This window comes from Serratia ficaria (assembly GCF_900187015.1).
Taxonomy (GTDB): domain Bacteria; phylum Pseudomonadota; class Gammaproteobacteria; order Enterobacterales; family Enterobacteriaceae; genus Serratia; species Serratia ficaria.
The window spans coordinates 1,187,766-1,206,210 of sequence record NZ_LT906479.1 but is presented as its reverse complement, the minus strand read 5'-3'; the positions used below and the strand labels follow the sequence as shown (position 1 = coordinate 1,206,210).

At 59.3% G+C, this 18,445-nt stretch carries 16 protein-coding genes; 5 read left to right on the top strand and 11 right to left on the bottom strand.

Annotated features, from left to right (window positions below; all coding sequences use genetic code 11):
- Nucleotides 1-14: 14 nt before the first annotated feature.
- The gene (locus tag CKW09_RS05645) at nt 15-476 is read right to left on the bottom strand and encodes an Lrp/AsnC family transcriptional regulator (protein ID WP_061796300.1); all 462 of its coding nucleotides are present in this window, start codon (nt 474-476) and stop codon (nt 15-17) included.
- A 122-nt stretch (nt 477-598) separates the two neighbouring features.
- Here CKW09_RS05645 and CKW09_RS05640 point away from each other — a divergent pair, with 122 nt between their 5' ends.
- Nucleotides 599-1,639 (top strand): PLP-dependent cysteine synthase family protein, encoded by a 1,041-nt coding sequence (locus CKW09_RS05640; RefSeq protein ID WP_061796298.1) that lies wholly within the window; start codon nt 599-601, stop codon nt 1,637-1,639.
- 40 nt (nt 1,640-1,679) lie between these two features.
- On the opposite strand, the gene cof is transcribed toward CKW09_RS05640, so the two are convergent.
- A complete protein-coding gene (cof, locus tag CKW09_RS05635; protein WP_061796296.1) occupies nt 1,680-2,504 on the bottom strand; it encodes an HMP-PP phosphatase in 825 nt (274 codons plus the stop codon).
- A gap of 104 nt (nt 2,505-2,608) precedes the next feature.
- Here cof and CKW09_RS05630 point away from each other — a divergent pair, with 104 nt between their 5' ends.
- On the top strand, nt 2,609-4,315 hold the full coding sequence (locus CKW09_RS05630; protein WP_095096042.1) for an SgrR family transcriptional regulator: 1,707 nt from the start codon (nt 2,609-2,611) through the stop codon (nt 4,313-4,315).
- 135 nt (nt 4,316-4,450) lie between these two features.
- Nucleotides 4,451-5,149: a 7-cyano-7-deazaguanine synthase QueC gene (queC, locus tag CKW09_RS05625; RefSeq protein WP_061796290.1), complete on the top strand. Its 699-nt coding sequence runs from the start codon at nt 4,451-4,453 to the stop codon at nt 5,147-5,149.
- A gap of 34 nt (nt 5,150-5,183) precedes the next feature.
- On the opposite strand, the gene CKW09_RS05620 is transcribed toward queC, so the two are convergent.
- The 9 genes from CKW09_RS05620 to bolA all read right to left on the bottom strand — a co-directional run bounded on the left by CKW09_RS05620 (nt 5,184) and on the right by bolA (nt 15,830).
- Nucleotides 5,184-5,597, bottom strand: coding sequence for an acyl-CoA thioesterase (locus CKW09_RS05620; protein WP_061796289.1), 414 nt, complete (start codon nt 5,595-5,597; stop codon nt 5,184-5,186).
- A gap of 155 nt (nt 5,598-5,752) precedes the next feature.
- Nucleotides 5,753-6,127, bottom strand: a complete 375-nt coding sequence (locus CKW09_RS05615) for a ComEA family DNA-binding protein (protein WP_095096039.1) — start codon at nt 6,125-6,127, stop codon at nt 5,753-5,755.
- Nucleotides 6,128-6,265: 138 nt separating this feature from the next.
- Nucleotides 6,266-8,149 (bottom strand): peptidylprolyl isomerase, encoded by a 1,884-nt coding sequence (ppiD, locus tag CKW09_RS05610; protein ID WP_061796285.1) that lies wholly within the window; start codon nt 8,147-8,149, stop codon nt 6,266-6,268.
- Between the two features lie 180 nt (nt 8,150-8,329).
- Entirely contained in the window at nt 8,330-8,602 is a 273-nt protein-coding gene (gene hupB / locus CKW09_RS05605) for a nucleoid-associated protein HU-beta (RefSeq protein WP_004940351.1), read from the bottom strand.
- A 216-nt stretch (nt 8,603-8,818) separates the two neighbouring features.
- Entirely contained in the window at nt 8,819-11,173 is a 2,355-nt protein-coding gene (gene lon, locus CKW09_RS05600; protein WP_061796283.1) for an endopeptidase La, read from the bottom strand.
- Between the two features lie 194 nt (nt 11,174-11,367).
- Nucleotides 11,368-12,639: an ATP-dependent protease ATP-binding subunit ClpX gene (gene clpX, locus CKW09_RS05595; protein ID WP_004940354.1), complete on the bottom strand. Its 1,272-nt coding sequence runs from the start codon at nt 12,637-12,639 to the stop codon at nt 11,368-11,370.
- 142 nt (nt 12,640-12,781) lie between these two features.
- Nucleotides 12,782-13,405 carry an ATP-dependent Clp endopeptidase proteolytic subunit ClpP gene (clpP, locus tag CKW09_RS05590; protein ID WP_061796281.1) on the bottom strand — a complete coding sequence of 208 codons (624 nt, stop codon included), beginning with the start codon at nt 13,403-13,405 and terminating at the stop codon, nt 12,782-12,784.
- Nucleotides 13,406-13,843: 438 nt separating this feature from the next.
- Nucleotides 13,844-15,148, bottom strand: coding sequence for a trigger factor (gene tig / locus CKW09_RS05585; protein WP_061796279.1), 1,305 nt, complete (start codon nt 15,146-15,148; stop codon nt 13,844-13,846).
- Nucleotides 15,149-15,515: 367 nt separating this feature from the next.
- The gene (gene bolA, locus CKW09_RS05575; protein WP_004949296.1) at nt 15,516-15,830 is read right to left on the bottom strand and encodes a transcriptional regulator BolA; all 315 of its coding nucleotides are present in this window, start codon (nt 15,828-15,830) and stop codon (nt 15,516-15,518) included.
- Between the two features lie 315 nt (nt 15,831-16,145).
- Between bolA and CKW09_RS05570 the strand changes: the two genes are divergently transcribed.
- Both CKW09_RS05570 and ampG read left to right on the top strand, forming a co-directional pair.
- Nucleotides 16,146-16,724 (top strand): lipoprotein, encoded by a 579-nt coding sequence (locus CKW09_RS05570; RefSeq protein WP_061796277.1) that lies wholly within the window; start codon nt 16,146-16,148, stop codon nt 16,722-16,724.
- 53 nt (nt 16,725-16,777) lie between these two features.
- Nucleotides 16,778-18,256 carry a muropeptide MFS transporter AmpG gene (ampG, locus tag CKW09_RS05565; RefSeq protein ID WP_061796275.1) on the top strand — a complete coding sequence of 493 codons (1,479 nt, stop codon included), beginning with the start codon at nt 16,778-16,780 and terminating at the stop codon, nt 18,254-18,256.
- The last annotated feature ends 189 nt before the right edge of the window (nt 18,257-18,445 follow it).

The window sequence follows — 18,445 nt, the reverse complement described above, 5'->3', positions numbered from 1 at the left end:
ATTCGGTGAACTTTTCACTCTGGCACCGGCAGCGCGGTAGTGTATTTGATTTTTTCCATGGCGAAGCTGGAGGTGACGTCGATCAGGCCCGGCACGCCGTTGACCAGCCGCTTGTAAAAGCTGTCGTAGCTCTTCATGTCCGCCACCTCGACCTGCATCAGGTAATCGTATTCCCCCGCCATGCGGTAGAACGCCAGCACCTCGGGCATCTGGGCGGTCAGTTGAACGAACGCCTGATACCACTCGCTGCTGTGCTGCTGAGTTTTGATCAACACAAACGCCGTCAGCCCCAGGCCCAGCTTTTCGTTGTCCAGCAGCGCCACCCTGCCGCGGATATAGCCTTCGTCCTCCAGCCGCTTCAGCCGTTTCCAGCACGGCGTGGAGGTCAAATTGACCGCATCGGCCAGCGCCTGCAGCGACTGGGTGCAGTCCTGCTGCAGCATGCACAGCAGTTTACGGTCTGTTTTATCTAACATAACGCCAACCCGGAGAAAATTTTTCTCCCATTAGGCGATTAAACAGGAAAAATGGCAATCCTTTTTTCCCGCTGACAGGCTATGCTACGCCATAAACCAGCCCCCTATTTTGAGGCCAAACGATGATAAACTCTTGGGTAAAATATGCTATCGGTGAAATAGAAGCGGATTTTCAGCGCTCCGCCGACACCCACCTGATTCGCCTGAACCTGCCGGCCTTTCCCGGCATTTGCCTGTACCTGAAGGATGAAAGCACCCATCCGACCGGCAGCCTGAAACACCGCCTGGCGCGCTCGCTGTTTCTCTATGGCCTGTGCAACGGCTGGATCACCGAGAACACGACGATCATCGAAGCCTCTTCCGGCAGCACCGCGGTGTCTGAAGCCTACTTCGCCCGGCTGATCGGCCTGCCGTTCATCGCCGTGATGCCGTCCTGCACCGCGCGCCGCAAGGTGGAACAGATCGCCTTTTACGGCGGCCGCTGCCACTTCGTCGACCATGCGGCGCAGATTTACGCCGCTTCGGAACAGCTGGCGAAGGAGCTGAACGGCCACTATATGGATCAGTTCACCTACGCCGAGCGCGCAACCGACTGGCGCGGCAACAACAACATCGCCGACAGCATTTTCCGCCAGATGGCGCGCGAACCTTTCCCGGTGCCGAAACACATCGTGATGAGCGCCGGCACCGGCGGCACTTCCGCCACCCTGGGGCGCTATATCCGCTATCAGGGGCATGACACTCAACTGACGGTGGTCGATCCGGAAAACTCGGTGTTCTACGACTGCTTCCATCACGGCGATCGCACCCTGATCGGCAGCTGCGGCAGCCGTATCGAAGGCATCGGCCGCCCGCGCGCCGAGCCGTCGTTTATCCCTTCGGTGGTCGACAGCATGCTGCGGGTGCCGGACGCCGCCAGCGTCGCCACCATCCACTGGCTGGAAAGCGTGTTGGGGCGCAAGGTCGGCGCTTCCACCGGCACCAATGTCTGGGGCGCGCTGCAGCTGGCGAAACAGATGCGGGAAAATGGCGAACAGGGATCGATAGTCACCCTGTTGTGCGACAGCGGCGAACGCTATCTGGACACCTATTACAACGAAGCCTGGGTCAGCGAGAATATCGGCGACCTGCAGCCGTACCTGGCGCAGCTGGCCGATTTATAAAAAAAGCCGGGTAGCGATACCCGGCCGGCTGTAATAAACCTCATAATTCGGGGGAATAGGTGAGGCAAGGTGAACGCAGCCAATGTTGTAAATAGTGGGCCACCGCCTGCTGTTGGCAGTGGCCGATAACCGGCAGCTGCGGCAGCAAGGATTTCAGCTGCGGCAGGGCGTTGCCCATCACCACGCCGTGCCCGACCGCCGCCAGCATCTCTTTATCATTCATCGCATCGCCAAACGCCATGCAGTCGGCCAGCGTTAACCCCAGATGTCGGCTCAGCCTGTCCAGCGCCGTGCCCTTGTTGCAGCCGAGCGGCAGCACCTCCAGGCACTCATAGGCGGAGAAGCACAGGTCCGCGGCGTCGCCAAGCTGCGCCTGCAGCTGCAACTGCAGCTCCAGCAGCGTCTCGTGCGGCGCCACAAAACAGACCTTGCTGTTGCCGAACGCCGGCAGACCACGCAGTTCGGTCAGTTGGTAACGGAACCCGCTCAGATGGTGGGCCCGCAGCATTTCCTCCGGCACCGCAACTTCGGTCATCCAGCCTTCGTCGCGAAACACGTGCATGCTGGCGTCGGTGCGCCAGCGGGTATTCAGCACCTGCTCGGCGACCTCTGCCGGCAGGTCGGTGGCGTGCAGCCGCCGCCCCTGATTGTCATACACCCGCGTGCCGTTGCCGGTGATCAGATAACCCCGCAGGCCAAGCTGCGCCATGATCGGCTGGGCATCGAGATAATGCCGGCCGGTGGCGAAGGTCACCGCCATCTCTCGCTCCACCAGCTGGTTCAGCACCGCCAGCGTTTCCGGGCCAACCCGGTGATCCGGCATCAGCAACGTGCCGTCCATGTCAAAAGCTGCCAGGCGATACATAGAGACCTCTTGAATGTGAAGACGATTACAATCACTGCAGTATGAGATGGCATTTACGGAAGTAATAGTGAACAATTTGAAAAAACTGTTCCGGATTTAACTTCATGCGCCTGGTTCATCGTCTCAGCCAATATCAACGCCTGTATCAACAGCTCGGCAGCGCACCGGCGGCCATTACCATCGGCGAGCTGGCCGCGCTGTTTTATTGCAGCGAGCGCCATGCCCGCACGCTGGTGCAGCAGCTGCAGGATCAGGGCTGGCTGAGCTGGCAATCGCAGCCGGGCCGCGGCAAACGCGCGCGCCTGCACTGCCTGAAAACGCCGGACGAACTGCGGGCGCTGCTGCTGCAGCAACTGCTGCTGCAGGGCAATCATCAGGGCGCGCTGGAGATGGCGCAGCTGGATCCGCAGCATCTGCAGGATCTGCTCAGCCCGCACCTCGGCGGCCAGTGGCAGGCCGGCAGCCCGACGCTGCGCATCCCCTACTACCGCACGTTGGAAACCCTCGATCCGCTGACGCTGACCGGCCGCGCGGAACAGCATCTGGTTTCCACCCTGCACGCCGGGCTGACGCGCCTGACCACCGGCAACCCCGAGCCGCAGCCGGACCTGGCCCACCACTGGCAAATCGGCAATAACGGCCGGCGCTGGCAGTTCTTCCTGCGCAGCCAGTTGCGTTGGCATAACGGCGAGCCGTTAACCGGCCAGCAGCTACTGCAAACGCTGGAGAAACTGCGGCGCCATCCGTGCAGCCAGCCCAGCCTGAGCAACCTGGCCGCCGTCAGCCTGCCGCACCCGCTGTGCATTCAGTTCGACCTGCAGCTGCCGGATTACTGGCTGGCGCATCGGTTGGCCGAGCTGCCCTGCCTGATGACCCATCCCGAGCTGCCGGCCGTCGGCGCCGGGCCGTTCAAGCTGGCGCTGAACGAACCGCACCTGGTGCGGCTGGAGCAGCACGCCTTCTACCACCTTCAGCACCCTTATCTGGAAAATATCGAATACTGGATCACCCCCGACCTGCCGGCCGACGACGCTTACACCAGCTGCCAGCACCCGGTGCGCATCACCATCGGCCAGCAGGACGAGCTGGCGCAGGCCAGGCCGGTGCAGCGCAGCATGAGCCTGGGCTGGTGTTATTTGGCGATCAACCTCAGGCACGGCGTGCTCAGCGAGGCCCAGGGACAAAAATTGCTGATGCTGATCCAGCAGTCCGATCTGCTGAGCAACCTGCCGATCCCCAACAGCGTGATTACCCCCAGCCGCGAAATGTTGCCCGGCTGGCATATCCCGCGCCAGCGGATTGATGAAGACGTCGCCTTGCCCGCCAGGCTGACGCTGCTGTACCGCCCGCCGGTCGAGCTGGAAACGGTCACCCTCGCCCTGCAACGGCTGTTGGCGCAGCACGGCTGCGAACTGGACGTACGCTACTATTCGGGTAAGCGCTGGCAAAGCGCGGAACAGATCGCCCAGGCGGACCTGCTGCTGGCGGATAACCTGATCGGCGAAGCGCCGGAAGCCACGCTGGAAAGCTGGCTGCGGCAGGATACCCTGTGGCGCGGCATTCTGCCCGAGCCGCGCTGGCGGCTGCAGCAGGATACCCTGCAGCGGATCCAGCAGCTTCAGGCGCAGCAATCGCGCTTTGCGCAGCTGAAAGATTATTATCAGCGGCTGATGGCCTCCGCCATCATCACGCCGCTGTTTCACTACCAGTACCAGATCAGCGCGCCGCCGCGCATCCATGGCGTTACCTTGACCGCCCACGGCTGGTTCGATTTTTGCCAGGCCTGGCTGCCGCCGCCGGTGGAGAATTAGCGCGCTATTTCAGTAAACCGAGCATGCCCGATCCTGCGGCGAACAGCCATTTCTGCTACCATTGCTGCCGCAACGCATTTTTATCCTGCCGCCCGAATGTGTCTCGGGAAAGGCCAAAGCCCATAAGGTGATTTTATGAAGCGCGCGGTTGTCGTTTTCAGCGGTGGACAAGATTCCACCACCTGCCTGATCCAGGCATTGCAACAGTATGACGAAGTTCACTGCGTCACATTCGATTACGGCCAGCGCCATCGCGCCGAGATTGAGGTGGCTCAGGCGCTGTCGGCGGCCCTCGGCGCCAAAGCGCACAAGGTGCTGGACGTCACGCTGCTCAATGAGCTGGCCGTCAGCAGCCTGACCCGTGACAACATCCCGGTTCCGGCCTACGACCCTAATCAGAAAAACGCGCTGCCGAGCACCTTCGTGCCGGGCCGCAACATCCTGTTCCTGACGCTGGCGGCGATCTACGCCTATCAGGTCGAGGCGGAAGCGGTGATCACCGGCGTCTGTGAAACCGACTTCTCCGGCTACCCGGACTGCCGCGACGAGTTCGTCAAAGCGTTGAATCAGGCGGTGGTGCTGGGCATCGCCAGGGATATTCGTTTCGAAACGCCGCTGATGTGGCTGAACAAGGCCGAGACCTGGGCGCTGGCGGACTACTACCACCAGCTGGAGCGGGTTCGCCAGGATACCCTGACCTGCTACAACGGCATCAAGGGCGACGGCTGCGGAGAATGCGCCGCCTGTAACCTGCGCGCCAACGGTCTGCAGCAGTACCAAGGCAACCGGGCGGAAGTGATGGCCAGCCTGAAGCGGAAAGCCGCTCTGGCCTGAGTGCATAACGGCGGCAACCGCCGCCGTCCCTGTTTCACCGTTCCGCTTCCGGCGGCAGCAGCGCCTGCAGGTGTTCGCGCAGCTGCCCCTCAATCGGCAACGCCCGCTGGGTTTTCAGATCGACGCACACGAAGGTCAGCATCGCGTCCGCCACCGGCGTCCCCGCCGGATCCTGCGTCACCTTCTGGCTCAGCACGCCGCTTTTGCCGTTTAGCTGCACCATCTGGCTGTCGATGCGCAGCTTGTCCCCCAATACCGCCGGGCTACGGTAGTTGATGTTGATGTTCACCACGATGAAGGCGATGTTGTTTTCCGTCATCCAGCGAAAGCCTTCTTCATGTTCCAGCCACTCCCAACGCGCCTCTTCCAGAAACTCCAGATAGCGGGCGTTGTTGACGTGCTGGTAGACATCCATGTGGTAACCGCGGACTTTGATAAAGGTTTGCATAAGAAGCGACGACTCCTGCCTGGTGATTACAGAAAGAAGGGGCCGGCTGCGGCCCCCTCGCCCGTTTGGTCAACGCGCCAAACTGGTAAGACCTGTAAAATGTAGCAGAGGAAAAACGGCTGCAAAGGCACTTTGCCACGCAGCCGCGATCGGGATCACATTTTCAAGCGCGCCCGGTTTTTTTCAAACAGCGCCGGCCCGATGCCCGGCACCTCCTGCAGCTGCTCAATCTGGGTGAAAGGCCCGTTCTGTTCGCGGTAGCGCACGATGCCCTCCGCTTTTTTCAACCCAACGCCCTTGAGCATGCTGGCCAACTGTTCGGCGTCCGCCTGGTTGATGCTCACCGTCATCTCATCCGCGGCAGACGCTCCCGGCCCGGCGGCCGCTGGCGACGTCGACAGGATCGGCGGCGGCGCGGCGGGTTTCTCCGCCGCCATCAGCGGCCCCGTCAGGCACAGCAGACAGGCCGCGAGCGCCGCCCTTGCACAGTGACCATAACCATAACGCGCTTTTTTCTCTGTATGTTGCATGCTGTATCCTCCTTGTGTTTGACAGCAAGCTCACCTTGCCGCGGCGGCGGATATTCAGCAATCGACGGATTTCAGATATGGAAAAGGCCGCGAAAGCGGCCTTTGATTATTGCATTGCGTTGCAGAGAAATGCGGCGGTTACTGAGGCTGTTGCTGCTCGGCGGCGCCCATCTTGATCTTGGCGTCCTTACGCAGGCTCGCCAGCAGCGAGTCGAAGGAAACGCCGGTGGCGCCTTCTTCCATCTTGCCCACGAAGGTTTTCATTTCTTCCGCCGGCAGGCTGCCGGGCTTAACCGCGTCGAGCGCGATCAGCACCACGTTGTCCTGACGGTCCTGCGACATGCCGTAAACCGGTTTGCCTTCCTGCGGGTGCGGCAGCGCGAACACGCTCTCCACCAGCTGGCTGTCTTCCGGCGCGCGCGCCATTTTCTGCACGCTGCCGAAGCTCAGGCCGGCGGCTTTCATCGCTTCGTCGCCTTTGCCCTGCTTCAGCTCAACCAGCAGCTTCTCGCCCTGCAGCTTCGCTTCCTGAACCGCTTTGTTGCGCTTCACCAGCTCCGCCACGCGATCCTTGACCTGGTCGAAAGGTTCGATGCCTTCCGGCTTGTGACCGGTCACGCGCACCACGAAGGCGCGGTCGCCGTCGACGGTAATCACGTCGGAGTTGCTGCCCGGCGCGCCGTTCTCGCCGATCAGCGAGCCGTCGAAGATCGACTGCACCACCGGCTTGAAGTTCAGCGCGGCGGGGATGTTGTCGCGGGTGAACCAGTCGGTTTGCGCCGCCTTCACGCCGGCCGCTTCCTCGGCCGAGGCCAGGGATTCGTTATCGCTGGTCGCCGCTTCGCTCACCTTCTGCTGCAGCGCGTAATAGGCGTCTACCGCTTTCTCCTGCTGAACCTGCTTGGCGATGGCGTCATGCACTTCGCTCAGCGGCTTCACTTTCTCAGGCTCGATGTCGTTCAGGCGCACGATCAGGTAGCCGACGGAGGATTTCACCACGCCGGACAGCTGGCCTTTCTCGGTGAGGTCAGCCTGCTTCAGCTCGTCGGCGGTGGTTTCCGGCTCCAGCCAGCCCAGCTCGCCGCCGGTGCGGCGCGAGATGATGTCGGTGGATTTATCCTTCGCCAGGGTGGCGAAATCGCCGCCCTTTTTCAGCTCATCCAGCACCGCATTGGCTTCCGCCTCGGTTTTCAGCTGGATCACGCTGTAGTTCTTGCGCTCCGGCTGGCCATAGCTGCTCTTGTGCTGATCGTAGTAGGCGCTGACGTCGGCGTCGGTAATCTTTACCTTGTCCTGCATGGACGCGGCGTCCATCGGGATATAGCTGACCTTGACCTGCTCAGGCGCGATAAAGCTGTTCTTGTTCTGGTCGTAATAAGCTTTCAGTTCGTCGTCGCCGGCGCTCTGCTTGGCCTGCAGCGCTTTCAGATCGAGCGTAGCCAGGCGCACGTCGCGCTCCTGCAACACCAGCGCCGCCATGGATTGGGACTCGGCCGGCAGCACGAAGCCCGACTCGCCGAAGGCCTGGATCACCTGCTGGTTGACCAGCTGCTGGCGCATTGACTGCGCGAAGTTATCCGCGGTGTAGCCCATGCGGCCGATCAGGTCGAGGTATTTGGCGTTATCGAACTGGCCGTTGGTCTGGAAGTAAGGCGCCTTGCGGATGGCCTCCTTGATCTGATCGTCGCTGACGCTCAGACCTAATTTCTTGGCGTATTGGTCCAGCAGCATGTTGTCGATCAACTGGGACAGCACCTGGCGGCGCATCTGCTGCATGTAGCCTTCGTTGCCCGCCAGCGCGGAGAACTGGTCACCCAGCTGCTGCTGCATGCGGCTGCGTTCGCTTTGGAAAGCCTGTTCCAGCTGAGCGCGTTCGATCGTCTGGCCATTTACTTTCGCAGCATAATCGCCGGAACTCCCCTGATAGCTGACCACCCCAGTCAAAAGAAATGACAAAATGATCAGGCCCAGGATGATTTTGAGCACGACGTGATTAGCAGCCGCGCGTAAATTGTCCATCATAGTGTGACAACACTCCGCTGTGATGTGGATTAAAAACCCTTGTGCAGGCGCGTTCCCTGCGACAAAAATAAAAAAAGCGCATCAATCCGATGCGCCTTGTATCTTACCTTACCAGCACCGTTGCGTCAGGTGATTGTTTATTACAAAACCCTGTCTCGCTAAACGGTTAGACGCAAACTATCAGTTTACTGCGTCTTTCAGCGCTTTCCCTGCACGGAAGGCCGGAACTTTGGCTGCCGCGATTTTGATCTCTTTACCGGTTTGCGGGTTACGGCCGGTACGGGCCGAACGCTCACGAACGGTGAAGGAGCCGAAACCAACCAGGGCCACGTCATCCCCTGCCTTCAAGGAGTCGGTAACAGAAGCAATTACTGCATCTAAAGCGCGTCCAGCTGCCGCTTTGGAAATATCAGCACCTGCGGCAATCTTGTCGATCAGTTGTGACTTATTCACTCTATCATCCCCTCTAGAATTCAATCGTCGCACCGAAAAATCCCTACGGTTGCGACAGCGCAGCTGTTATATCAATCCCATCGGACCTTGGCAAGCCACCGTCTGGGAGGCAAAACACAGGCCGACAGCTTACTAACTTAGCGGTACAAAAAAATGCTGGCAAGTCCGAAATGGCTTGCCAGCATAAGTTTTATCAATGGTTTTTGCGATTCGTCACTATTTTACCGCGACCGGCAGTGCGCCGAAGGCCGGGTTTTGCAACGCAATGTTCAAAACTTCATCGATTCGCTGCACCGGATGAATCTCCAGATCGGCGATAACATTGTCCGGAATTTCTTCCAGATCGCGCTTGTTCTCGTACGGGATCAGCACGGTTTTGATGCCGCCGCGATGCGCCGCCAACAGCTTCTCTTTCAGGCCGCCGATCGGCAACACCTGACCGCGCAGCGTGATCTCGCCGGTCATCGCCACATCGGCGCGCACCGGGTTGCCGGTCAGGCAGGAAACCAGCGCGGTGCACATCGCAATACCGGCGCTCGGCCCGTCTTTCGGCGTCGCCCCTTCCGGCACGTGAACGTGGATATCGCGCTTTTCATAGAAATCGGCGTTGATGCCCAGTTTTTCCGCCCGCGCCCGCACCACGGTCAACGCAGCCTGAATCGACTCCTGCATCACCTCACCCAGGGAACCGGTGTAGGTCAGCTTGCCCTTGCCCGGTACGCAGGCGGTTTCGATGGTCAGCAGGTCGCCGCCCACTTCCGTCCACGCCAGACCGGTCACTTCGCCCACGCGGTTTTCGGTATCCGCACGGCCGTAGTCGACGCGCTGCACGCCCAGGTAGTCTTTCAGGTTGTCGCCGTTGATCTCGATGTGCTTGATCTTCTTGTCCATCAGCAGCGCTTTCACCGCTTTGCGGCACAGCTTGGAGATTTCGCGCTCCAGGCTACGCACCCCGGCTTCGCGGGTGTAGAAGCGGATAATGCCGACGATGGCGCTGTCGTCTACCGTCAGTTCGCCTTTCTTCAGCGCGTTGCGCTCAAGCTGCTTCGGCAGCAGGTGCTGCTTGGCGATGTTGAGCTTCTCGTCCTCGGTGTAGCCCGACAGGCGGATCACTTCCATACGGTCCAGCAGCGGCGCAGGAATGTTCATCGAGTTCGAGGTGGCCACGAACATCACGTCGGACAGATCGTAATCCACTTCCAGGTAGTGATCGTTAAACGCCACGTTCTGTTCAGGATCCAGCACCTCAAGCAGCGCCGAAGCCGGATCGCCGCGCATGTCGGAAGACATCTTGTCGATCTCGTCCAGCAGGAACAGCGGGTTTTTCACCCCGACCTTGGCCATTTTCTGGATCAGCTTGCCCGGCATGGAGCCGATGTAGGTGCGACGGTGGCCGCGGATTTCCGCTTCGTCCCGCACGCCGCCCAGCGCCATGCGCACGTACTGGCGGCCGGTCGCCTTGGCGATCGACTGGCCCAGCGAGGTTTTACCCACCCCCGGCGGCCCCACCAGGCACAGGATCGGCCCCTTGATTTTGCTGACGCGGCTCTGCACCGCGAGGTACTCGAGGATGCGATCCTTGACGCGCTCCAGGCCGTAGTGATCGATATCGAGCACTTCCTGCGCCTTGACCAGGTCTTTTTTCACCTTGCTGCGCGCATTCCACGGCACCTGCAGCATCCAGTCGATATAGCCGCGCACCACGGTCGCTTCCGCAGACATCGGCGACATCATTTTCAGCTTTTGCAGTTCCGCTTCGGTTTTTTCGCGCGCGTCTTTCGGCATTTTCGCCGCTTCGATCTTGCGCTTCAGCGCTTCGTGTTCGTCCGGCGCGTCGTCCATCTCGCCCAGCTCTTTCTGAATCGCCTTCATCTGCTCGTTCAGATAGTACTCGCGCTGGCTTTTTTCCATCTGTTTCTTGACGCGGTTGCGGATGCGTTTCTCGACCTGCAGCAGGTCGATCTCCGACTCCATCATCGCCATCAGGTACTCCAGACGCTCGGTAATGTCGAACATCTCCAGCACCGACTGCTTGTCGCTGAGCTTCAGCGGCATATGCGCGGCGATGGTGTCCGCCAGGCGCGCGGCGTCGTCGATGCTGTTCAGCGAAGTCAGCACCTCCGGCGGGATCTTTTTGTTCAGCTTGATGTAGCCTTCAAACTGGTTGATCGCGGTGCGCACCAGCACTTCTTGCTCGCGCTCGTCGATCGCCGGCGACTCGAGGTATTCCGCCTGGGCGGCAAAATGCTCGCCGCTGTCGGAAAGCGTGGTGATGCGTGCGCGCTGCAGGCCCTCCACCAGCACTTTTACCGTGCCGTCCGGCAGCTTCAGCATCTGCAGGATCGACGCTACGGTGCCGACGGAGAATAAATCGTTAATGCCAGGTTCATCCGTTGAGGCCTCTTTCTGTGCCACCAGCATGATCTTTTTATCATGATCCATTGCTGCTTCGAGGCACCGAATCGATTTTTCCCGGCCAACAAATAACGGGATCACCATGTGCGGATAAACCACCACGTCGCGCAACGGCAAGACGGGGATTTCAATGCGTTCGGAACGCTCAGGGTTCATAGAGCTCTCTCTTAGTTTAATTTCCGCCAGGTTGAGGGGGAATCTCATGAGACGCAAGCATCAAACGTTTCACAAAATCTGGTTAATGAGTATATGGGGATGAATCTCTTACATTCAACGGCAAGAATGCAGGAAAAAGAAATGGGGGATAAAATCCCCCATTTTGCTATTAACGTTCTGGTTTGACTGGCGAATTATTCGCCTGAAGCCTGCGCTTCCGGCTTGCCGTAAATCAACAGCGGCTTAGACTGGCCGGCGATCACCGACTCGTCGATCACCACTTTGTCTACGCTGTCCATCGACGGCAGATCGTACATGGTGTCGAGCAGCGCGCCTTCCACGATGGAACGCAGGCCGCGGGCGCCGGTTTTGCGCGCCATGGCCTTTTTGGCGATGGCGTTCAGCGCTTCGTCACGGAACTCCAGCTCGACGCCTTCCAGGTTGAACAACGCCTGATACTGCTTGGTCAGGGCGTTTTTCGGCTCTTTCAGGATCTGGATCAGCGCGTCTTCGCTCAGTTCGCTCAGCGTCGCCACCACCGGCAGACGGCCGATGAACTCAGGGATCAAACCGAACTTGATCAGATCTTCCGGTTCGGCCTGCAGCAGCAGCTCGCCTTCGGTCGCCTTCTCGGATTCGCCCTTGACGGTCGCGCCGAAGCCAATGCCGGAACCGGTATTGACGCGCTGACCGATCACCTTATCCAGGCCGGCGAAGGCGCCGCCGCAGATGAACAGGATCTTCGAGGTGTCGACCTGCAGGAATTCCTGCTGCGGATGCTTGCGCCCACCCTGCGGCGGCACCGCGGCGATGGTGCCTTCGATCAGCTTCAACAGCGCCTGCTGCACGCCCTCGCCCGACACGTCGCGGGTGATTGACGGGTTGTCCGACTTACGAGAAATCTTGTCGATTTCATCGATATAGACGATGCCGCGCTGCGCTTTCTGCACGTCGTAGTCACACTTCTGCAACAGCTTCTGGATAATATTCTCCACGTCCTCACCCACGTAACCGGCTTCGGTCAGCGTGGTGGCGTCGGCCATGGTGAACGGCACATCCAGGAAACGCGCCAGCGTTTCCGCCAGCAGGGTTTTACCGCTGCCGGTCGGGCCAATCAGCAGAATGTTGCTCTTGCCCAACTCGATACCGTTGCTGGTGTCGCCGTTGCGCAGACGTTTGTAGTGGTTGTACACCGCAACCGCCAGCACTTTCTTCGCCTGCTCCTGGCCAATGACGTAGTCATCCAGGTGATGGCGGATTTCGTGCGGCGTCGGCAGCGCACTGCGCTCACGATGCGGGGCAACTTCTTTAATCTCTTCGCGAATAATGTCGTTACACAGGTCAACACATTCATCGCAGATATACACTGACGGACCGGCAATCAGCTTACGCACTTCATGCTGGCTTTTGCCGCAGAAAGAGCAGTACAGCAGCTTTCCTGAACCGTCTTTGCGCTTATCTGTCATCAGTAAACCTCTTCTTTAGTCTTTGTCCCGCAGGAAAATCACGGCGGCAGTGCGCCCAAACTCATATCGGGAACGCCGATAATCCTCAACAGAGCGAGCCGCGCCCACTCTGATTACTATAGTCTATCGGCGCCGCGTGGTTCTAGCTGCGGTGTGTCAGAATGCCGTCAACCAGACCGTATTCCACGGCTTCTTCCGCGGTCATAAAGCGATCGCGCTCGGTGTCGCGTTCGATCTGCTCCAGCGACTGGCCGGTATGTTCCGCCATCAGCTCGTTCATCCGCGCCTTCACCTTCAGGATTTCACGCGCATGGATTTCGATGTCCGTCGCCTGCCCCTGATAGCCGCCCAGCGGCTGGTGAATCATCACCCGCGAGTTCGGCAGGCAGAAACGCTTGCCCTTGGCGCCGGCGGTCAGCAGGAAGGAGCCCATCGAGCACGCCTGGCCCATACAGATGGTGCTGACGTCCGGCTTGATGAACTTCATGGTGTCATAGATTGACATGCCTGCGGTGATCACGCCACCCGGCGAGTTGATATAGAGGAAAATGTCTTTTTCCGGGCTTTCCGCTTCGAGGAACAGCATTTGCGCCACAATCAGGTTGGCCATGTGGTCTTCAACCTGACCGGTCAGGAAAATGATGCGCTCTTTCAGCAGGCGGGAATAGATGTCGTAAGAACGCTCCCCGCGTGAAGTCTGCTCTACCACCATCGGCACCAGGGCCATGTTAGGTGCAAATTGATCTCGTTCGCCACTGTATGACATTACCGTCTCCTAATAGAAATTGCCTTGGCGGCCAGGGTTACACCCTAATACACCGATTCTACTTGAGAACGGTCATGATGACTATGCTCAAGCATTCGACCCGCGCCACACGTACCCGACGGTTATTTCATCCCGCGCACTCTGGCAAACAGCCCCTAGATTCTTTTTTACAGATTGGGGAACGACGGCGGAATTTCAAGCCCAGGCGGCGATTTTCTCCACGCGCCCGCGCACATCCCGTTCGGCTGACCCTATCATGCCAGCCCCTTCCCGATGCAACAGGGTAAATATAGTGCATATTGCTACGCTTAACCTGAGATTAATCAGCAACGTGGCAAAAAGAAAAGCCCGCAACCGAAGGTTACGGGCTTTTTTATCATGCAGGGGTTCGAAGGCCGAACCCGCGGGCGCAACGGAGTGCGCCCCCGCACGCAGACATTACGCCTGTTGAGTCTGGTTCATCAGCTCGCTGAAGGTAGTGGCTTTCTCAGTCACTTTCGCTTTCGCCAGCAGGGCTTCAACCGCTTGTTCTTCCAGAGCGACGTTGCGCATGTTGTTCATCAGCTCTTTGTTTTTGCTGTAGAACTCAACGACTTCGCTCGGATCTTCGTAGGCGGAAGCCATTTCTTCGATCAGCGTTTTCACGCGGTCTTCGTCAGCTTTCAGATCGTTGGTGCTGATCACTTCGCCCAGCAGCAGACCGACCACCACGCGACGCTTGGCCTGCTCTTCGAACAGTTCGCGAGGCAGTTCCAGCGCTTGCTTCTCGTTGCCGCCGAAACGCTGTGCCGCCTGACGGCGCAGAACGTCAACTTCGCCGTCGATCAGCGCAGCAGGAACGTCGATTTCGTTAGCGCTGACCAGGCCGTCGATCGCCTGAGTCTTGATGCGGTTGCGCACCGCGCCTTTCAGCTCGCGCTCCATGTTTTTACGCACTTCGGCGCGCAGACCGGCGATGGAACCATCAGCCACGCCGAAACGCTTGATGAATTCTTCGGTCAGTTCCGGCAGCTCGCGCTCTTCAACTTTCTTCAGAACGATAGCGAATTTAGCCGCTTTGCCCTTCAGGTTTTCCGCGTGGTAGTCTTCCGGGAAGTTGACGTCGATGGTGAATTCTTCACCGGCTTTGTGACCGACCAGGCCTTCTTCGAAGCCCGGGATCATGCGGCCCTGGCCCATGGCCAGAACGAAATCAGAGGCTTTGCCGCCTTCGAACTCTTCGCCGTCGATAGAACCGGTGAAGTCAACGGTCACGCGGTCTTCAGCTTCCACTGCGCGGTCGCTGTCTTTCCAGCTCGCCTGCTGCTTGCGCAGGGTGTCCAGCATGGTGTCGACGTCAGCGTCGTTAACTTCAACCACCGGCTTCTCGACTTCGATGCTGTCCAGGCCTTTCAGCTCAACTTCCGGATACACTTCGAACTCAACGGCGAAGGTGAAGTCTTCACCCTCTTTGTACTCGCCCGGCACGTAGTTTGGCGCGCCGGCCGGATTAATCTTTTCTTTGATGATCGCGTCAACGAAGCTGCGCTGCATCGCTTCGCCCAGCACGTCCTGACGAACAGAAGCGCCGTAACGCTGTTCAACGATGTTCATCGGCACTTTGCCTTTGCGGAAGCCGTCGATACGAACGCTTTTCGCCGCGTTGATCAGCTCTTTCTTCACAGCCTGATTGATAGTATCAGCCGGTACAGTAATAGAGAGACGGCGCCCAAGGCCTTGAGTGGTTTCTACTGAAACTTGCATCTTGTTACCTCAAAAAAATCACAGTGCTCGGTCAACTCCGTTCCAAGAACCAGGACGGCTACATTACAGAACCGAGTTCCCTGATGACAGAAGCGTCCCGAAACCATTCCGGAAAAATAAGACGCGACATTATAGCGGCGCATGCGTGGCGAGTCGAGGAAAGCAAGGCGGCGCAGGCGCGCTAAAACTCACACTTTTGCCGATTTGATCGCCAAAAGGCCTCAAAGCCGACCGCCGTTTGGCCGCATTGCGCCTCGGCCGTGTCGTCGTCAAAAACAGAAACGGCCCGCAGGCCGTTCCAAAATTCGTCAGTAGTAATACCCCAAATCATGGGCAAAGTTCCACTGATTACCGCAAATTTTAGCCGTCAGGCCAGCGTGCCGGCCCCGCGACAGGGTGGCGAAGCCGGCACCGTGTCCTGCAGCCCCTCCCACTCTTTCAGGGTATAGGTGTGCAGCGCCAGCGCATGCACGCCGTCCGCCAATTCGTCCGACAGCACGCCGTAAATCGAACGGTGACGCGTCAGGAAACGTTCGCCGACAAAGCGATCGCTGACCAATACCACCTTGAAATGGCTTTCTGAGCCCGCCGGAACGTTATGACGATAGCTTTCATCAACGACTTCCAGATACGCGGGCTCAAACGCCGCCCTTAACTTTGCTTCTATTTGCTCGCGAATCATAGGATCTCCTTACAACACCGGCAGAGGACCGTGCCCATCTAGTTCAATATTAGCCGGTTTTGTTCCGTTTAGACCATCGCCGGGATAAATTTCTGTTTCTTGGCGGGCAAACAATGGCCAACCTCGCCCGCCGCTTGAGGTTAATCCGATTGAGCCGGCCAAAAAAGCATGTTTTTATCAACGACAGGTAAAAATTTGTCACTCGGGCGCGTTCCGCGCTTCCACCGGGCAGCGGCGATGCTATGATGTCGGCAATTTGTTGTTGGCTATCCCGCTCTGATTACGACTAAATCCATCGAGAATGAGACAGTAAACATGTTAAAAAAACTTTGTCTTCCTTTGCTGGCCGCGCTGATGCTGGCCGGCTGCGCGACCAGCAGCAATACCCTGAACGTCACGCCCAAGATTGTCCTGCCGCTGCAGGATCCGACCCTGCAGGGCGTGACCGTCAGCATTAACGGCGCGGATCAACGCAAGGATCAGGCGCTGGCCAAAGTGAATCGCGACGGCCAACTGGTTACCCTGACGCCATCGCGCGATCTGCGCTTCCTGCTGCAGGAAGTGCTGGAGAAGCAAATGGGCGCGCGCGGCTACATGATCGGCGCCGACGGCGCGGTAGACCTGCAAATCGTGGTCAACAACCTGTACGCGGACGTCTCTGAAGGCAACCTGCGCTACAACATCACCACCAAGGCCGACATCTCGATCATCGCCCAGGCGAAGAACGGCAACAAACAGGTGAAGAACTACCGCTCAACCTATAACGTGCAGGGCGCCTTCACCGCCACCAACGAGAAGATCACCGATGCGGTCAACTCGGTGCTGGGCGACGTGATCGCCGATATGGCGCAGGACACCAGCGTCAACGACTTCATCAAGCAAAACGCGCGTTAACCCGCGGACGCCGCGTGCCGCCCGGAACGCCGGGCGGCGCCGACAGGGAACTCATGTCGAAACAGTATCTGAACATCTTCACCCAGCGTAATTCCGCCATTCTCCTGCTGCTGGGCTTTGCATCGGGCCTGCCGCTGGCATTGACCTCCGGCACGCTGCAAGCTTGGATGACCGTCGAAAACATCGATCTGAAAACCATCGGCATCTTCTCGCTGGTCGGCCAGGCCTATGTGTTCAAATTCCTCTGGTCGCCCTTTATGGACCGCTACACCCCGCCGTTCCTCGGGCGGCGTCGCGGCTGGCTGCTGATCAGCCAACTCCTGCTGGTGGCGGCGATCGTGGCGATGGGCTTCATGCAGCCGGCGGAACACCTCTGGTGGCTGGCGGCGCTGGCGGTGCTGGTGGCGTTCTGCTCCGCTTCGCAGGATATTGTGTTTGACGCCTATAAAACCGATCTGCTGAACGCCGAAGAGCGCGGCGCCGGCGCGGCGATCTCGGTGCTCGGCTACCGGCTGGCGATGCTGGTTTCCGGCGGGCTGGCGCTGTGGCTGGCGGATCGCTACTTCGGTTGGCAGGCCACCTACTGGTTGATGGCCGGGCTGATGCTGATCGGCATCGCCGCCACGCTGATGGCGCCGGAACCGGACGAAAGCATCCCGGCGCCGCGCACCATGGAACAGGCGGTCGTCGCGCCGCTGCGCGATTTCTTTGCGCGCAACAACGCCTGGCTGATCCTGCTGTTGATCGTGATGTACAAAATGGGCGACGCCTTCGCCGGCAGCCTGAGCACCACCTTCCTGATCCGCGGCGTGGGTTTCGACGCCGGCGAAGTGGGGCTGGTGAACAAAACCCTCGGCCTGTTCGCCACCATCGTCGGCGCGCTGTTCGGCGGGGTGCTGATGCAGCGCCTCAGCCTGTTCCGCGCGCTGATGCTGTTCGGCATCCTGCAAGCGGTTTCCAATTTCGGTTACTGGATCCTGGCGGTGACCGACAAAAACATCATCACCATGGGCAGCGCCATCTTCCTCGAGAACCTGTGCGGCGGCATGGGCACCGCGGCGTTCGTTGCGCTGCTGATGACGCTGTGCAACCGCTCTTTCTCCGCGACGCAGTTTGCGCTGCTTTCCGCGCTGTCCGCAGTTGGCCGCGTCTACGTCGGGCCAATCGCCGGCTGGTTCGTCGAAGCCAACGGCTGGGCGCTGTTCTATTTATTCTCCATCGCCGCCGCCCTGCCCGGCCTGCTGCTGCTGGGCATCTGCCGCCAAACGCTGGAGCACACGCAACGGACCGGCGAGTTTATGCCGCGCAACGCCTTCGCCGGCGCCTATCGTTGGGCGCTGCGCCTGCTGACGCTGGGATGTTCGCTGCTGGGGCTGTGGCTGCTGTTGCTGATTGCCAACGCTCTGGCGTGGACGCAGGCGCCGTCGCTGGCCGATAGCCTGCTGCAGTTCGGCGCCGCGCTCAGCCTGGTGGGCATCCTGATGGGCAGCCTGCTGGACTACCTGGCGCTGCGCCGCACCCGGCCGACATGAGGGACCGGCCGGCGTTCGCGCCGGCCGGCAAAAGAGCCGCGGCGCGAGGTGTTTATTTGGTTAAAAAAATATTAATTGGCCTTGAAATTATTTTTTATCCGAGCGACCCACGCGGAATAAAATTAAATTCACCTTTAATACACAATTATTTTACATTAAATAAACCTTTCCTGCGTATTTCAAAAAAGC

Excerpts from the sequence above, each read along its gene's own strand:
- CKW09_RS05645 (WP_061796300.1), bottom strand. The coding sequence starts at position 476 with ATGTTAGATAAAACAGACCGTAAACTGCTGTGCATGCTGCAGCAGGAC.
- CKW09_RS05640 (WP_061796298.1), top strand. The coding sequence starts at position 599 with ATGATAAACTCTTGGGTAAAATATGCTATCGGTGAAATAGAAGCGGAT.
- cof (WP_061796296.1), bottom strand. The coding sequence starts at position 2,504 with ATGTATCGCCTGGCAGCTTTTGACATGGACGGCACGTTGCTGATGCCG.
- CKW09_RS05630 (WP_095096042.1), top strand. The coding sequence starts at position 2,609 with ATGCGCCTGGTTCATCGTCTCAGCCAATATCAACGCCTGTATCAACAG.
- queC (WP_061796290.1), top strand. The coding sequence starts at position 4,451 with ATGAAGCGCGCGGTTGTCGTTTTCAGCGGTGGACAAGATTCCACCACC.
- CKW09_RS05620 (WP_061796289.1), bottom strand. The coding sequence starts at position 5,597 with ATGCAAACCTTTATCAAAGTCCGCGGTTACCACATGGATGTCTACCAG.
- CKW09_RS05615 (WP_095096039.1), bottom strand. The coding sequence starts at position 6,127 with ATGCAACATACAGAGAAAAAAGCGCGTTATGGTTATGGTCACTGTGCA.
- ppiD (WP_061796285.1), bottom strand. The coding sequence starts at position 8,149 with ATGATGGACAATTTACGCGCGGCTGCTAATCACGTCGTGCTCAAAATC.
- lon (WP_061796283.1), bottom strand. The coding sequence starts at position 11,173 with ATGAACCCTGAGCGTTCCGAACGCATTGAAATCCCCGTCTTGCCGTTG.
- clpX (WP_004940354.1), bottom strand. The coding sequence starts at position 12,639 with ATGACAGATAAGCGCAAAGACGGTTCAGGAAAGCTGCTGTACTGCTCT.
- clpP (WP_061796281.1), bottom strand. The coding sequence starts at position 13,405 with ATGTCATACAGTGGCGAACGAGATCAATTTGCACCTAACATGGCCCTG.
- tig (WP_061796279.1), bottom strand. The coding sequence starts at position 15,148 with ATGCAAGTTTCAGTAGAAACCACTCAAGGCCTTGGGCGCCGTCTCTCT.
- bolA (WP_004949296.1), bottom strand. The coding sequence starts at position 15,830 with ATGATTCGCGAGCAAATAGAAGCAAAGTTAAGGGCGGCGTTTGAGCCC.
- CKW09_RS05570 (WP_061796277.1), top strand. The coding sequence starts at position 16,146 with ATGTTAAAAAAACTTTGTCTTCCTTTGCTGGCCGCGCTGATGCTGGCC.
- ampG (WP_061796275.1), top strand. The coding sequence starts at position 16,778 with ATGTCGAAACAGTATCTGAACATCTTCACCCAGCGTAATTCCGCCATT.